Origin of the sequence: Prevotella sp. MA2016, from assembly GCF_000619825.1 — a bacterium.
In the GTDB taxonomy this organism is placed as follows: domain Bacteria; phylum Bacteroidota; class Bacteroidia; order Bacteroidales; family Bacteroidaceae; genus Prevotella.
Window position 1 is genome coordinate 400084 of record NZ_KK211036.1, and the last position, 13781, is coordinate 413864.

The window sequence follows — 13781 nt, forward strand, 5'->3', positions numbered from 1 at the left end:
TCTGTTTAGTGTTTAGTGTGGAGTGAAGAGTGATTAAGAGCCGGGGGCCTCTGAGAGGTCCGGCTCTTCTTTTTTAGTCGCCGTTTGAGCCGTCTATTGGCCAACTTCCAGATGTCGAGCCGCCAGACTGTGTGCCACCTGATGGCGCACCTGCGTTTGCTGTAGGTGTGGTGAGCTCTACTACCTTCATGCGGCGCTTGTCGATAGATTCGAACTGGCAGCCGAAGAACATGGTGGCGATATATGAGAGAATGAATGGTTCATACTCCTTGACCATGACTGTCTCGGTGTCGCCCATCTGGTCGTAGCCCACGAGCATGTTGATCTTGGGTGAGACGTGAATGAACTTCGAGTCTGCCTTGTTCGCCAACGGACAGAGAATCAGTTTCCCGTTCGAGCCCTCGACGGCGGTCTGATTATACTGGTTGTTGTAGTTGATGCCAGCATGGGTCAGCAGATATCCCTCGTTGTACTTGTCTGCGAAGTCCTGCGAACAGTACATATAACATGTCTGAGCACGCAGATGAGGATCCAGTGAGAAAAGTACCTGCTTGGCGATATCTACAGCGTTGGCGGTGGTGATTTCATCGGTAATCTTCATGTAGTTACCCTCCTCCTTGGCGATTTTTCCATCTCTGATTTCCTTTGAGGTGATGGTGTCGAAGCCATCGAAGAGGTCGAGTGTGGTATCACCCGATGCGTTGCGCTTACCTGCCCAGATAGCGTTGTTCAGATTCTCAGACAGCGATTTGGCAATCAGCGCCAGCACATGCTTTGCAGTGGGCGTTTGCATCTGTCCGTCGCCCTTTGTGTCGCCGATGGCGCCAAGAAGGGTGCTGATGGCTGAGTTTGGCTCAAACTGGGCCACTACCGAACCGAAGAAGGTCTCCAGCGTACGGAAATCCATGTCGAGATTGAAGTTAGAGCGTCGAGCAGGCTTGTACGGTGCGAACTGAGCGTTGCCGTTGAGTGCTGCCACACTTTCCTTGTAGCGGATGCCTGGTCGTCCTGTCATGAACTTCAGTGTGTCCTGAATGCCGATGATGGGCAACATGAGGAGGTCCTTGCGGTACTTACGTGCCGCGTCCTGGTACTCCTCGAGAGTGAATGAAAGTTTTCCTGCCATAAATGGTATTGATTATTAAGATTAAACGTCGTGTTTTAGGGGAGCATGTTGAAGAGTTCCGAAGCAGCTGCTCGTGACTCGAAATACTGCTCAGCGTCCGACTTCTCAGCGGGCTGGTCGGTGTGCTTATCGTTGACCACCTGCGCTGTTGTGTCGCCGGGCTTCTGCTTGAGTTCTGCGAGCTGTGTTGTGAGCTGAGTGTTTTGTGTTGAGAGTGTTTCTTTTTCGCTTTTCAGCGTGCTAATCTGATTGTTCAGATCGCTGATGGTCTGTTTGTCTGCGCTGATGGCTGACTCGAGGCTTTCCAGCTGAGCGTCTGCCAAGGTAATCTTGCCGTTCTCGCTATCGAGGTGTTCACAAGTGAGGATGGCACAGATAGAAGTGAAAATCTTTTTCATGGGTGTTTGTGTGGAATTATTTGTTGTTGGTGTTTTCTGACTGGTGAACATCTGTCCCAAGGTGCTCAGGAACTTGGCGAATGCCGACTGTTCCTGTGCGGTCAGATGCATTGTAGGCATATTGGGGATTGGGATGCCTGCTGCAGACATAGCGCAAGCCATAGTGTCTGTGAGTATGGGTGCCGATTCGCCTTCGTAGTCTGTCAGTTCATCTACGAAGCCCCAGTCCAGTGCTTCCTTTGCTGTGAGCCAGCCACCTTCCTTCATCAGATTGAGAAGTGCCTCAGGCTCTTTCTTGCAACGCTTGGCATACATCTGGGCGATGTTAGCGTCCAGTTTATCCAGATCTGCCTTCTGGTGCTCGATGTTGTTGATGAGCGCCTGCAGGCCGTCGCTGTTAAGCTGGCCCCATTCACAGAAGCCGATGCTGCATTTATGTACGAGATACATGGCAGAGGCGTCCATTGAGATATGTTTTGCACCGAGGCTGGCGATTGTTGCTGCCGAAGCGTTCATGCCGACGAAATGCACGTTGACGTTGCCATGGAGTTTGAATGCCGAGAAGATGCTCAGTGCGGTGCTTGACTGTCCGCCGAGCGAGTCAATCAAGACGTTGACCTCGTTGTCCTTATTCTTTCCGAGAACGAAGTCCACGTAATCAGCGTCGAAGTCATATCCTCCGACGAAGCCTTTAAGATGGAGCTGATAAGCGTAAGTTTTTGTGTTGGTTGCCATAATGCGATTGAATTATGGCGCAAAGATAGTGGAGCTTTTTACTATGGGAAAAGACGGCAAGCATCTATGGATTACAGAGGATGAGGGCTTTTCGGGCGGTGAAGGTGACCTCGTATCGTGTTACGGCTGGGTCGCCTTCCGGCTTTGATGTCGTCTTGCTGGATTTGATGGTCGGATACGGCCTTTCGCGCGTACCTATGACATAGTTATCACCGTTGACTGTTTCTATCAGGAATGCCAAAGGTGTCGATGTTGGTATGCTGTCGAGCGTTGAAAAGGTCAATTTCGCTTTCTCTATTGGCGTGTTGTTGTCTGGGGATTGCTCCAAGTCGCAAATTGCGGTGCTGTTTTGGGTGATGGGTGTTGATTGGTTAGTGATGTATATTTGATAACCTGAGAGGGCCTGATATATCAAGTCGGCTGGTAAGTATTCTGTGGGGAGATAACTTACCGCTTTAATTCCGGGGAGGCTGATGCACTTCATAATCAAACAAATCAAACGTTTTTGACGATGGGACAAATACGGGGTTCAAGTCGGAATATTTTTCTTGTTTTTTCTGTTTTGGGCCGTTTTGTAGCTGTTCCGCTTGCGCTGGTATATCTTCTTGATGGTGTCCGATGACGTGCCGTCCTCCTTGATGCCACGCAGCTCCATGAACTGATAGATGAGTCCGTTGAGCTCGCTTCCACAGCGGTCGATATCGTGCAGGTATTCCCAAAGATCGACCTTGAAGTCGTTCTTCAGCATTTCCAAGAGGCAGCTCTTGCCGTTTTTGGAAAGGTAGTTGTATGTTCGGGGGTCGTGGCACTTATAATAGGGAATACAGATAGCCAGTTCCCCTTCCTGCTGACGTGGCGGCATAACCCCGTCTGGAAGTTTTGTTGTTGACTTCTTCAGAAAATCACTCTCTGCCGAACCACGCACGAGCGAGATCGGTTCACTTCCGCCATGACGATGAATTAACCACTGTCGGAGATACGAAGGCATCTTCAGATAAATACAAATTTGGCTCATTGCAGTAACACTTTTGATTCTGCTGCAAAGATACTAAAAATCAATTAGATAACAAAAAGACAAATCAAATATTTCAAACGAAATCGATAAAATTTAAAAAAGGATAAAACCTCGATGAAGTCGGAGAAATTTTGTAACTTTGCCAGCGAAAAAGAAATTAGTAATGACAGATACGATAATATATATACTCATTAGCATCAATGCATTGACTTTCGCTGTATATGGAGTAGATAAGTGGAATGCAAAACAAGGAAAATGGCGCATATCTGAAGCCACTCTCCTGATGCTGGCTGTTGTTGGCGGTACAATAGGCGCACTCTTGGGTATGCAAGTCTGGCATCATAAAACGATGCATTTGAAATTCAAGTACGGGTTGCCATTGATATTGTTGGCTCAGATTGCTTTAATTGCTTTGGTAATAAAATAAAATTATATAGGATATGTTAGAACACATTGCAGATTTTACAGCGTGGCCGATAATCACAGGTATCTTGATTGGCTATGTTGCCAACCGTATTATGAGCGGTGAAGGTAAGGGTTGTTGTATGAACCTTATTATAGGTATCATAGGTAGTTATGCAGGAACATTCATCAGCCATTTGCTGAACATAGAACTATTTGGAAAGGGTTATCTTACCAACTTCGTGTTCTGTGTGATAGGTGCTGTATCTGTACTTTGGATTTGGAAGAAGCTCACATAACTGCCTAGTGCCAACAGTACAGCACCTGCAGTCAATGTCAAGGAGAGTGAGAAGGCATACATCATGGAACTTGCAGCTCCAGGCATTAAGAAAGAATATTGCCGTGTAGGTATCAATGACGAGGGCAACCTCACCATCGCTATTGAGAACAAACAGGAACACAAGCATGAGGACAGTCACCGTCATTATCTGCGCCGTGAGTTCAGCTATTCTAACTATGAGCAGAACTACGTACTTCCGGATGATGTGGTACGCGACAAGATTTCTGCCAAGGTTGAGGACGGCATCCTGACCATCACGATGCCAAAGACCGAACCGAAGGAGAAAGTGACGAAGGCCATTGAGGTGTCATAAGGATGACGCAGCCTAATATGTAGAAAACCCATGACTTGCTGATGCAGGCCAGGGGTTCTTTTTTTTACAAAATAGCGCTGAGCCATGAAGTGGTGGATATTACGAGCTGTTGTCTCCTTTGCTTCACTCCTCTGGCGCTATTTAGGTAAAAATTACTTTATGACTTTCTTTGTGGTATGATCTTTCATTCTAATAATACTCAATCCTTTCGTCGTTGACTTTATTTTTCTGCCCGAAATATTGTATCGAGAAATTTCGATATTATAATCCTGTGTATATGATGACATTCCTGTTTCATCATCCATCTCAACTATTTCTTTAAATTCAGCATAAGGCTCAATAGTACGACGGTATATATCATAAGTTGAGTAGTCCTTATAAGCTTTTGCACAACCTTTTGGTACATAAAGAGTTGCAGAACTTCGACTAGAATATTCCCATGGGTCGCCTGAGCTACTTTCTTTCTCTGGTGTAGATGGAGGGGTTTGTGCATAGCATACAACTTGACTTAAATTTGAGCAATAATAGAAAGCTCCATTTCCAATTTGTGAAACTCCTGATGGGATAACAATTTTAGTTAATGGTATAACCGTATGAAATGCACAAGAATTGATTTTTGTTATTGATGATGGGAGAGTAACTATTCTATAATCTATATTAGAAGGGCATACAAGAACTCTGGTTAGAGCCTTGTCGTACAATATACCATCAATAGATGTATAATATTTGTTATCTGGAGCTACGTCTATTTTTTCTAATGAAGGATTAGACCCGATTGCACTGGTTTCTCCTATGTATTCGACCGATTTTGGAATATAAATTTCTTTTAGGTTAGTAAAATTAAAAGGCGCATTACCAATATATTTTAAGCCTTCTGGTAATGAAATATTATCAAGAGGGCAACTTGAAAAAGCATTATCACCAATGTATTCTAATGAAGATGAAAGCTGAACATCATAAAGGTTGTCGCAAATTCCAAATGCGTGATTTTCTATATGTGTTAACGTTGAAGGCATTAGAACTGAACGAAGGACCTTGTTTGTTGTAAATGCGTAAGTCGAAATTGACTTAACGCCATCGGGTATTATGTAATCACCGCCTTTTGCATTTGGAAAATGAAGAAGTTTTGTTATAGCCTTATTAAAAACTACTCCATCTATGCTTTGGAAATATGGATTATTACTATTAACTTCAATATTTGTCAAACCAGTACACCAAACAAAAGCCCCATAATGAATACTATCTACAGTCTCTGGTATCGTGACACTATGTAGTCTTTCGCTATCTAAAAAAGCATTTTCACCAATTCTCTTAACTGTATAAGTATTACCATACTTCGATACCTGTGATGGAATCACAACATCTCCACTATAATAAGTACCATAGTTATATGAAACTTCGACCGTTAAATCTTCTTCAGAAATGATGGTGTAGTAAATTCCATCTAACTGAAAATCATACGCAAATCCTGCAATATTTTGAATTGCAAGCATTAATAGTACAACGATTCTTCTCTTACCAATTTTACTTTTAAATTTCATATGCTATGAGGATTAACGAATTTATTATTATGTTCACAAGTGCAAAGTTATAAAAAAAAAATGATTTTACTTTAAGAAAACAAAAAAATCGCAGAATTTGTTGTCGAATTAATATAGTTTGGCAGAAGAAATATGGCTTGGAAACTTAAATATCGCTGTAAGGATTGTGGCTACGAAGCCGAGGTGTACGAAGGCAGAGGACTCTTCCGCCAGGAGATCCGTGCCGTGTCGTGTCCTGACTGCAAGAGCATCCAGAACATCGTGGTGGGTGGGATTATCGCCGACGTGGCACCCTCGTACAGAAGCGAGGTGGGCAGGCTCTGGTTGCAGTGCGGCAGCGACAACATCAGGGTATGGGACGGGCATACCTGCCCCAAATGCCAGGGTGAGATGGAACAGACTGGCGAGAAAGAGTTTTGGACCTGAAGACTGACAGATTTTCTGGCCAAGGGTTTTTGTTTATATATGTAATGCAAATAGAAGTGATGAAAGTTGAGGTGTGGTGTTTTGCGTATTGTGCGTATGTATATGGAATGAGCGCACAATGCTGCACACAATCGCTACTATTTTGTTAAGTAGTTGATACTTAGTATTTTATGTTTCCTATTTAATTGCACAAACCTTCTATATTATTGTGCATTTAGATTATTATTTGTGCATATCATTATATTTGTGCAAGATTTGTGCAGCGTTGAGCAGCATTTGTGCAGCGAAAGTGCTTGTTGTGCAGATTTCTATGTTCCTGATTTTGAACGTTTTCGCATCTGCTTGTGCAGTCTTGTGCGCTGTTGTGCAGGAATTTCCTCGCGCGTGCGTGTAGGATGAAAGAATTGAAGAGTTGAAGTTTTGAGGTAAAAAAAAGGCCGTGAGTGCTTCACAGCAGTCAGCGGCCTTGCCAAATGAATAATAATGTTATTCTAACTTACGGATTATAATTCTTCTTTTCTTTCATGTTCGTCGGCTTCTGTTGCAGAGAAACGCTCCAGGTGTAAGCCGTAACGTGACTGCAGTTTTTCGTAGTCGAAACAGAAGAAACGGTCGAACTTGTATGCTATCTGTCCGTTTACCATCTCTTTGATACCGTCTTTGATAGAGATGTAACGTTCTGAGGGCTTCTGTCCGAGGTACGCATCACCTATCGTTAAATAATAGCGAATCGAGTCGCGATCCATAATGATTTTCTTCTCACCTTCACGTTGTGCCAGCTGCTTATACTGAGACACGAAGTTGGCCAGACGTAGCATGAGCACACGTCGGTTTTCTTTATACTCTATTTCCACCTTATCAGTTTTGAGTTTCTTAAGAGCCTTAATCTTAAAATCGCTGTCATAGTAGATTTTTCCCTGGTCGTAAAGTGTAGAGAGGGCGTTCCAGAGGTTGCCCAGCTCATTGTTCGAAGTTACCTCGCTGTTTTGCCGCTTGATGCCTTCGATGCAGAGATGTTTGATATTGTCGTACTCGAAGGGTAAGTTGAGCTTTGATTTTAGCACTTTGTAGCAGGTCAGGAGTATAGACCAGTTGCGCCACAGACGGTCTTCCACTGCGTTGCCGTCGATTAGATCGCACACTTCGTTTGTCACCTCGTTATACGCATCGTAAAAGGCACTTTCGAAAAGAGCTCGATGCGATAGTATCTCCATAGTGAGATGCTGCAGTCCCAGTTTACGGATGTCGGACAACCTATTAAATCTATCCTTTGCTTCGCGGTCGTGCACAGTAGAGTCCGTGGGTAAGTAAATCATTCTTGAGAACATGGCGATGTCCAGTGTTGGCATTTCCTGTCCGCATACGATAACCCCGCAATCAACAGGTGTGCGTTCTATTTGCTTGCCACGGTCCATATCCATACGTGAGCGTCCGACACCGTCGTAGGCACCTTTAATTATTTCCACGATACGCATGTCCAGAGTGTTTTTGTACTCGTCTAGGAGTACCAGAGAGTTGGCAGCCATCGAAAGCATTTGTGAGAGCGATGGTGCCGTAGTGTTCCTGAGGTTCAGCGGTTTATCACCGATGGTGAAGAAGCGCATCAAAGTGATTCCCAATTCTGTTTTACCACTTCCTTTTGGCCCAAATAAATTCAGAATAGGGAAGTTGACGGTATAAGAGGTGATGATATCCCGATGTAGTGCCGCCAAGAGATAGCAGATGCCTATCTTGGCGTTGTCACCGAAAACTTTTGCCATCAGACTGGCCATTTCGCTGAGTGCAATGCTTGCGTGCGTAGATGGAAGGATGAACTGTCGCTCAAAAGAGAAATAGCTCGTATCTGCAGCGTAGATTTCTGAAGCTCCCTGCAGGTAGTAGTTGTCCAGATGTGATTCGGCTTCGTGCAAGTGTACGATACCCATGGTGTCGGCCTGGTACCATTCGTTTTGGTAGATACATCCGTTGCCGAATGTAAAGAACCCGCTGCGATTCCATCCATACTGCCGGATGCGAACGGCTGTCTCTGTCTGCTCGAACAGATATGTCTTCAGCTTGATAAGCTCCGGCATACCAACTTTCCAGATGAAGTTGCCGATAGACTCCACTTTTACCATGAATTTCGGCTGCGAGACTAGTTCTTCAGCAGCCAGTTCGAGGATACGTGTGGTGCCGTCGATATTTGTAATTTCATAGAGTCGGCGCGAATCATCGATGCCCATCACATGATAAAGCGGTCGCATCTTGAAATTCGACCATTGCTTTTCTTTACCTTCATCATCGCGGCTCCAGTAACAGTTGTGATCCTCGTAGAACCCATATATCAGCGGGTCGATGCCCGTCCGTTTTGTTGTAGCCTTTGCCTTCTCTTCTGCTCGACGGTGCCTGGCTTCATTGACAGCGTTTTTCCATAGCCCTTTGTGGCCGTTGTGCTGCTTCACCAGAGCATCGAGCAGTGCCTTTTGCGTATATTCATCTTTTTCCAGGATGAGCACGTCGCAAATCTGTTTAACGATATCGGATATGTCCGTCTCGGTAGATGATTTGCGCTCGATGTCTGCGAAGAGTTTGTTGGCGTACCACAGTACAAAATCATCCTCAGGCAGCAGCTTCACCTGCTCCCTGTTCTGGAAATAGCTGTCAGCGTCCTGTTTGCCTCCACCCTCCTCTTCTGGTTTGGGCGGTATTTCTTTGACAGTCACTCGGAATCCCTCTTGCATTGCTGTTTTTCCGTTTTTGATGACTGCTTTTATACCAGGATCATCAGCATCCGGGATGAAACATAATTTTGGATGAAACCTCTTGAGTGTATGCAGCTGTTCTTTTGTGAGCGCCGTACCTAGCGGAGCCACGGTATTTATGACGCCTATCTGTTGCATTTTGATGACGTCAGGACCACCTTCCACAATATAGAAGAGTTCCTCGCGGGCACCAATTTTTATGGCCGTATCAAGTCCAAATAGCGTCTCACTTTTGTGGAAAATTGGAGAGTCCTTTCCGTTCAGGTACTTCTGGACATCTTTATTGTCCGATAGCGTGCGTGCCGTATAGGTGATGACATTACCCCAACGGTCGCGCACAGGAATCATTAATCGGTCGCGGAAAAATGCATATTCCGATTTGTCGTCACTCTCCGCAATCAGTCCAGCCTCTTTGCATAGCTCCCAGCTTAGGCCTGTGCTTTTAATGAAGTCGAAAAAGCGTTTGTTACCTGCAGGTGCATATCCCAGACCTCTTTCCTCTATATCCTCTTTTGACCATCTTTTTTGCGCGTATGACATCATTGCTTTTGCCTCAGGTGTATCCTCGTGCAAGCATTTTACGTAGAATTCCTGTACGCGTGAATAGATGACCTGCATAGACTCTTTTTTCTGTTGTTCTGCAACCTCCTCAGCTGTAGGCTCCTTTTCCTCAAAAGCGATGTTGAACTTATTTGCGATGATTTTGCAAGCCTCATAGAAGTTGACTTTTTCGTGCTCCATGATGAAATGGATGCCGTTGCCGCCTTTCCCGCAGACGAAACAGTGGCATATTCCTTTTGCGGGGCTTACTACGAATGATGGGTTCTTATCGTTGTGGAAAGGGCACAATCCTTTGTAGTTGATGCCAGACTTCTTCAGGGTGACATAATCCGAGACCAAGTCCACAATAGACTGGTCGTTGATTTTATCTAAAGTTTCAGGTTTAATCATATCCTTATTAACTTTGAATGAATTTTTCAATGCGCGGACTGCGCCACGCTTGCTGCCGCTTGTACCTGGTATCCTTTTTGAAGGTCTCCAGCTGCTTCTTGACCTCCTCAAGCGAGCGAGGGGCAGAAATCGCCTCCCGCTCGCCTGTCAGTTTATTGATGGCAGACACTACGTACTTCACACCTTTCCCTCTATTACTTCAGCATCCAATGCCACAAGTGCATTCAGGTAATCCATGAAAATTCCAAATTCTTCTTCGTCTCTGAATAACATTTCCTCATTGTGGCCATAGAATGAACACTCTAATATAACACAGCCCTTATCAGTTTTTCTCTTTTTAACCGAGGCCTGGTCGCTTCTCTTTCTTAGTGGAGCTGTCATTTTAAGGCTAAAAGCTTTAACAGCTAACATGGTAGCCAATGAGAGTATAACATACTGGAGCTGCTTGATATCGTCAAACCAAACGTTGCTCATATACCCATGTACTTCAAGTTGAAGCATTACCTGACCTTGGGCGTTTCTTTTTATTTCAATCCCAGGTTTATACATTTTCTATAATTATCTTTTTTAAAAATTAAACTTATTATTATAACTCACGCAAAACGCCCGTGTTTGTATGTCGAGCAGTTCTTTGGCATAATTGGCTAAAAAATGCCCTGGCTACGGTCTTCCCAGAAAGCAGTTCAGGGACTTAACCAGTTCGAATTATTTCACTTTAACGCCGGCAATCAGTTCTTTCTTAAAGAAATACAATCTGCTTCCGACTTTGTGGTATTTGACCTTCTGACGCTGTACTCTTTTGTACATTGCCTGAATGTCAATCTTAAAAAAAAAGGCCGCATCCTTTATAGTCATGAGCTCGTCGTCCAAATCGATGTCGACTTGTTTGTCTGATTTCCTCATACCTTTATCATTTTACGCCATTCATTTTTATAGCCTGGATCTGCCAGTTCCTTCTTTCTCTGTTCGATGGTAACCCCGACCAGAATCACACACAGTTCGTCGTACAGGTACTTAGCATGTATAAAAACACCTCTCTCTTTCCCTATCGATCTGTTGTATCTTGTAAGCTGAACGTTAAGTGACGTTATTGAACCATATGACGGTAACTTACCTTTTGCCACGATTCCTGGTTTGATTGTTCGAAACCAGCTTTCTTTGTTCCTTATCTTCTCTGCCTTATACATATTATATAATATGGTTAGTATTGATGTTAGACTTTAGTGATGCAACAACTCCCGTTTCAGGCGAGATGAATAAATTAATAGTTTGATTCATATTCATAATTACTTTTTAGTTTATATTTAATTTGGTGATCCATTTTTGAATCGCGGCACAAAAATATAGCAAAATAATCCAATCGAATTGCAGAAACTCCGGAATGAATACTAACTAACTAAGTCTTTAACACGTGTAACTAACAAATTTAAGAATAGGATACATTTATTAACTGAAAAACTAACTCACAAACGTACTGACTGAGGAAAATTTGTACCTCTACTAAAAAAATGCGTTGGAATGAAAAAAAATGGGTTCGATATTTGGTGGTAACAAATAAAATGACTACCTTTACACCCGTAAACAAACAAACCGACTAACAAACTTACGGAAATTTGTTGGAAGGGCCCTTGAATAAAGGGAAGTACGGTATAGAGATATCGGCGAGCTGCTTATCATAAGTTATTTTGTTAACACCTTCTAGGTATTTTGTTACCAACTGCGGATTAGTAACAAATTAATTCGCAACATGCTGAAAATCAGCACTGGTTAGATACTCTGCGGGTGTACAAAATGAAAAAGAAGCAGCAGACATCAAATGTCTGCTGTTTTTTTGTTTCTGATGAAGGCTGAAATGCCTGAATCCCTATTATAGTTACCGTTTGTTACCACTGCTGCAGCTGGTGTCGATTATATCATTGATGATTTCGCAGAACTGTTAACGCTTCTTTGATTTCGGAAGAGCTTTGCAAGTTTCACGTACAAGCTCTGACAGATAGTCTCTGTCGTCAACATCTGCAATATAGAAATAATCTTTCGCTCCGTCGTATGGTGGGCGCAGGTCCAATACGCGGAGTTTTGGCCGGACAGCATCTGTAGGTTTCAGATAGAAGTGATCGTCACATATCAAACCAAAGATAATTCCGTCACAATAAATCCCATAGTCGCCAAACATCTTTTTGGTGACTATCTCGCCAGCCCCACTGCATTGGTCGGCGATATACTGTACGAAGTCTGCGTTGCTAGCCATATTATTCTGCAATAGAGATGATAACCCTACGATATGCTACCAAATGATAAGGGCCGTCGTCGTGCACTTCGCAGATGAGATGAAACACCTTTCCGTTTGCACTCGAAGGAATCTTCACTGAAGCCATCGGTTGCAGAGTATCTTCAATAGACAGTTGTTGGCCACCGATTTCAGGTTGCTGCCACCAACTAAAAGAAAGTTTCTCCTTGTCTGGGTCATAAGATTGCGAAGCGTTGAGCCGGATAACGTCGTTGACATGGGCCTTGATATAGATTGGCTCTAGGCCTGCTTGACCGTTGACAATCACGATTGGGTTTTTATTTCCGTTACCTTTTTCAGCCCATTCAATACGAGCTATCAGGTCGTTGAGTTCGTCGGGATAAAAACGCTGTTTATAGGCTATTGATATGCTGCGAACAGGCTCTTGCCAACTGTTCCATGCTGTAGTGAGAGAGTCGGGACTGATGCCTCGCTCGTGGTAGCCTGCCCATCCTGCCTGCTTAGGATCTTCTGGGTCATTGAGTCCGTTAGGTATCAGATACAGAAAACTTGGTGTGTCGCCTTCCACGCCCCATTTATATGTGGGATATTCGCTACCCATGGCACCATGTCCTTGAATACGTTCTTTGTGCTGCTGCCATGCGTGTTTCCCCAGTTCACACTGTTCCTGCCAAGTGCCTTCATCCCAAACAAACTGAAGTTCATTTGCGAATTCCTTTCTTAACCACATGTGCGAACTATAGGCGCGATTCATTCGGTGGTTATAGTCCATATCCTGGTCTGTGATGGTATAGATGCGGAACTTATTGATAAACTTCTTTGTCTCCTCCTCGCTTCGTGATTGCTTTACGCGCCAGATGGCTTGCGCCAGCGTGTTTGCACCGCCCCATGCAGCCACATAAATCGGTCGAGGGTCATCTTCATCAGCCAGTTGAATCAGCATTTCGCTGCCTGGTGAGTCATTGTCATTCCCAATGGCTTTAATACCGCCGTTGATGCTTCCCATCATTGCTCTTTGCGATAGGTAGTCGGCACTTGGCCAATACCCCATCTGCTGTTTGGCGTTTTCAATCTCCAAGGGTAAGAAATCCTTTTGCCCTGATCTTGCTCTTAGATTTATGACATCCTTCCGGTAAGCCTCAATAGCCCGTGTCAGATATTGGTGCCATTCTGTGGGATAAGGGTCGCAATTCCATCCCACAGAAGTGATTAGAGCTTCTATCTCAAAGCAGTCGGCATAGGCTAGCAGATGAATCACAGATTCCATGTCGTCTGGTTCTATATGAGCCGGCGCGATATCTGTGCAAACTACTAGGCGGGGCTTAAGAATTGCCTCTTCTCCCCAACACTTCTTTACGGGCATCAAACTCATGAGTAGTGCCCCAAATAAGACGTTTCTTTTCATATATCCTGTCGTTCTGCTTTACGAATTGTCATATTGTACATTTTGTTTATTGGCTACAAATTTAGATAAAATCCCCCAAACAAACTAAAAAGTAAGCACTATTTTTAAATAAAATTATGTATCTTTGCCAGCGAAAATAA

Annotated in this window: 14 protein-coding genes and 1 pseudogene; 4 read left to right on the plus strand and 11 right to left on the minus strand. The window is 44.0% G+C overall.

Annotated elements, in window-relative coordinates:
* Nucleotides 1-73: 73 nt before the first annotated feature.
* The 4 genes from T360_RS15390 to T360_RS0112510 all read right to left on the minus strand — a co-directional run bounded on the left by T360_RS15390 (nucleotide 74) and on the right by T360_RS0112510 (nucleotide 3274).
* Complete coding sequence (locus tag T360_RS15390; protein ID WP_231488176.1) at nucleotides 74-1126, minus strand: hypothetical protein; 1053 nt, start codon at nucleotides 1124-1126, stop codon at nucleotides 74-76.
* 35 nt (nucleotides 1127-1161) lie between these two features.
* The gene (locus tag T360_RS0112500) at nucleotides 1162-2259 is read right to left on the minus strand and encodes an ATP-dependent Clp protease proteolytic subunit (RefSeq protein ID WP_028913081.1); all 1098 of its coding nucleotides are present in this window, start codon (nucleotides 2257-2259) and stop codon (nucleotides 1162-1164) included.
* 64 nt (nucleotides 2260-2323) lie between these two features.
* Nucleotides 2324-2743 carry a hypothetical protein gene (locus T360_RS16285; protein WP_028913082.1) on the minus strand — a complete coding sequence of 140 codons (420 nt, stop codon included), beginning with the start codon at nucleotides 2741-2743 and terminating at the stop codon, nucleotides 2324-2326.
* Nucleotides 2744-2788: 45 nt separating this feature from the next.
* A complete protein-coding gene (locus T360_RS0112510; RefSeq protein ID WP_028913083.1) occupies nucleotides 2789-3274 on the minus strand; it encodes a hypothetical protein in 486 nt (161 codons plus the stop codon).
* A gap of 163 nt (nucleotides 3275-3437) precedes the next feature.
* Here T360_RS0112510 and T360_RS0112515 point away from each other — a divergent pair, with 163 nt between their 5' ends.
* Genes T360_RS0112515 through T360_RS15395 form a run of 3 tightly spaced genes read left to right on the plus strand, consistent with a single transcriptional unit; the run spans nucleotide 3438 to nucleotide 4329 of the window.
* Nucleotides 3438-3701 (plus strand): DUF1294 domain-containing protein, encoded by a 264-nt coding sequence (locus T360_RS0112515; RefSeq protein ID WP_028913084.1) that lies wholly within the window; start codon nucleotides 3438-3440, stop codon nucleotides 3699-3701.
* 13 nt (nucleotides 3702-3714) lie between these two features.
* A complete protein-coding gene (locus tag T360_RS0112520; RefSeq protein WP_028907058.1) occupies nucleotides 3715-3975 on the plus strand; it encodes a GlsB/YeaQ/YmgE family stress response membrane protein in 261 nt (86 codons plus the stop codon).
* Nucleotides 3976-4329: an Hsp20/alpha crystallin family protein gene (locus T360_RS15395; protein ID WP_036929559.1), complete on the plus strand. Its 354-nt coding sequence runs from the start codon at nucleotides 3976-3978 to the stop codon at nucleotides 4327-4329. It begins immediately after the preceding gene.
* Nucleotides 4330-4481: 152 nt separating this feature from the next.
* Here the strand turns inward: T360_RS15395 and T360_RS0112530 are convergent, their stop codons facing one another.
* Complete coding sequence (locus T360_RS0112530) at nucleotides 4482-5870, minus strand: leucine-rich repeat domain-containing protein (protein ID WP_028913085.1); 1389 nt, start codon at nucleotides 5868-5870, stop codon at nucleotides 4482-4484.
* Between the two features lie 132 nt (nucleotides 5871-6002).
* Between T360_RS0112530 and T360_RS0112535 the strand changes: the two genes are divergently transcribed.
* Entirely contained in the window at nucleotides 6003-6296 is a 294-nt protein-coding gene (locus T360_RS0112535; protein WP_028913086.1) for a hypothetical protein, read from the plus strand.
* 2450 nt (nucleotides 6297-8746) lie between these two features.
* Here T360_RS0112535 and dnaG read toward each other — a convergent pair.
* The 6 genes and pseudogenes from dnaG to T360_RS0112570 form a co-directional block, all read right to left on the minus strand.
* A pseudogene (gene dnaG / locus T360_RS16755) lies at nucleotides 8747-9988 on the minus strand (DNA primase); the annotation flags it as partial.
* A 7-nt stretch (nucleotides 9989-9995) separates the two neighbouring features.
* Complete coding sequence (locus T360_RS16420; protein ID WP_197019315.1) at nucleotides 9996-10169, minus strand: hypothetical protein; 174 nt, start codon at nucleotides 10167-10169, stop codon at nucleotides 9996-9998.
* Nucleotides 10166-10537 (minus strand): hypothetical protein, encoded by a 372-nt coding sequence (locus T360_RS0112550; protein ID WP_028913088.1) that lies wholly within the window; start codon nucleotides 10535-10537, stop codon nucleotides 10166-10168. Before T360_RS0112550 ends, T360_RS16420 begins: the two co-directional genes overlap by 4 nt.
* Before the next feature lie 350 nt (nucleotides 10538-10887).
* Complete coding sequence (locus tag T360_RS0112560) at nucleotides 10888-11175, minus strand: hypothetical protein (protein WP_028913090.1); 288 nt, start codon at nucleotides 11173-11175, stop codon at nucleotides 10888-10890.
* Between the two features lie 749 nt (nucleotides 11176-11924).
* Nucleotides 11925-12236, minus strand: a complete 312-nt coding sequence (locus T360_RS0112565) for a TfoX/Sxy family protein (protein ID WP_028913091.1) — start codon at nucleotides 12234-12236, stop codon at nucleotides 11925-11927.
* A 1-nt stretch (nucleotide 12237) separates the two neighbouring features.
* Entirely contained in the window at nucleotides 12238-13641 is a 1404-nt protein-coding gene (locus T360_RS0112570; protein ID WP_028913092.1) for a DUF1593 domain-containing protein, read from the minus strand.
* Nucleotides 13642-13781 lie beyond the last annotated feature (140 nt).